This window comes from Cellvibrio sp. (assembly GCF_053579595.1).
The window spans coordinates 1-2,060 of record NZ_JBRFPI010000545.1 but is presented as its reverse complement, the minus strand read 5'-3'; the positions used below and the strand labels follow the sequence as shown (position 1 = coordinate 2,060).

The 2,060-nt window shown below is 48.4% G+C and carries 1 protein-coding gene and 1 pseudogene; both read left to right on the top strand.

Features of this window, described 5'->3' with window-relative positions; all coding sequences use genetic code 11:
• Positions 1 to 463, top strand: a pseudogene (locus ACWA6V_RS20945) (TonB-dependent receptor); the annotation flags it as partial.
• A 187-nt stretch (positions 464 to 650) separates the two neighbouring features.
• Positions 651 to 2,060, top strand: a 1,410-nt coding sequence (locus tag ACWA6V_RS20940) for a choice-of-anchor B family protein (protein WP_449524300.1), incomplete at its 3' end; no start/stop codon positions are given.

Sequence of the window (2,060 nt, the reverse complement as noted above, 5' to 3'; positions counted from 1 at the left end):
AGTCTCCTACATCCAGACCTCCAACTTTTTGCCGGATGTATGGTCAGGCTTGGGGGTGAGCTCCAGCTACTCTTGGACGGACAGCGAGATCAGTGTGGTCAATCCGGTCGAGGCGGGCATAACAGCGGATGCCGCACTGCCATTCCCTGGCTTAGTAGAGAACTCGGCTAACTTCACCGTTTTCTACAGCTACGGTGGTTTTGAAACGCGCCTGTCCACCACCTTCCAGGATTCGTTTGTTGGCGAGACCCGCAACATCAACTTGCAACCGATCATCTATGCACCGGAAACGCTGCTGGATTATCAAGCTGCCTACAAGTTCGATAACGGTTTGGACCTGGTGTTCTCCATCAGCAACCTCACCAACGAACCCAACAGAAGTTACATGTTTGATGAAGAGTTAACCCGCACCTTGCAGTGGTTTGGTCGCACTTACTACATGGGCGCTAACTACTCGTTTTAATGCGTTAGTTCAGGTGTTTTTTGTAAAAGCCGCACATGAAAATGTGCGGCTTTTTTTTGTGGCGTTTTTAATTTTATAGTTTTGTGGTTTTGTTGCTAGTGAGTGTTTGCAGTTGTTTTGTGTATGGGTACACCCAACCCGACTATACTCATCTACCTGTGCTGCTTATCCCCGAAAAGGAACTCCTATGCGTTACCCCGACTTCCCGCTTATTGCTTACTTCGCTGCGTTGATGCTGGCGCCGACATGGGTGTATGCCCACGCCGAGCATGACAAGGTGCGTTATGTCGCCGAGACGGGGAAAGACGAAGGGCGTTGTGACCAGATCAGCGCGCCTTGCCAAACCATCGCCTATGCCGCGAAACAGGCGGGCAAGGGTGACCAGATTCAGGTGGCGGAGGGGCGCTATGAAATTACTGATCTGGATTCGATTTTTTATCTCTCATCCAATGTGGTGCCCGTCACCGGAAGCTATCAAAAAAAGACTTTCCAAAAACCGGCTGCGCCTGCCACTAACAGTATTCTGGTGGGTGTGCCCGCTGAGTTTGCGCAGGGTTTGGCTGAGCAAGGGTTTCAGGTCATTAGCGATACCAAAGGCCTCAACCGCAGTGAGCAAGATTATCTGAATGCCAAACAATCACAGTTAACGGCGATGGCAAGTGCGCAAGCAGAAGTGCCATGTGTGGCGGGTAAAGCGGGCGAATTTAATTGTAATAATTTAGGGCTGCTCGCGCATGTGCCGCTTGCTACCCTGGGCAATAACAATTCGCGCGGCAATGATATTTGGGGGCATTTTGATCTCAATGACAATCGTGAATATGCGTTGGTCGGTTTGACGAATGGTGTGAGTATTGTTGAAGTGACTGATCCGATGAATCCGCGTGTCGTGAGTTTTATTGCCAGTCAAAATACCATCTGGCGTGATTTAAAAACCTATCAATATTTTGATGAAACACGTCGCCGCTGGATGAGTTATGCCTATGTGACTGCCGATGCTGCATCGGTCGGCACCATGATTCTGGATTTAACTCAATTGCCCGAAAAAGTCGTGCAGGTTTCCAGTGAAACAACCGACACCAGTGCGCACAATATTTATATCAGTAATGTGGATTACTCTACCGGCGTAGCCTTAACCAATCGCACCGCTTATATGCATGTGGGGGGCAGCGATAAGCAAGGCGGTGCATTTAATAGTTATTCGCTCGCTAATCCTGTTAACCCAACATCTATCTATAAAAATTTAGCAAATTCACGCAGCTGGTATAGTCATGATGTGTCATCGCTGTGGATTACCGACGCGCGGCGTGAGCAGTGTGTCGATAAAAATAATGATTGTGATGTGATGCTGGATTACAACGAGGATGAAATTTTACTTTGGGATAAAACCAATAATGCCAAGCCTTTTAATTTGGCGCGTACTAATTACCAATATGTTTCCTATGTCCATTCCGGTTGGTGGACGGAAGACAAACAATTTATTACGGTGCACGATGAGTTGGATGAGCAGCGCTACAGTTTAAACACCCGCGTGCGTTTTTTTGCCATCGATAATTTGCGCGCGCCAGAATTGGCCGGCGAATATATCGGCCCCACCCCC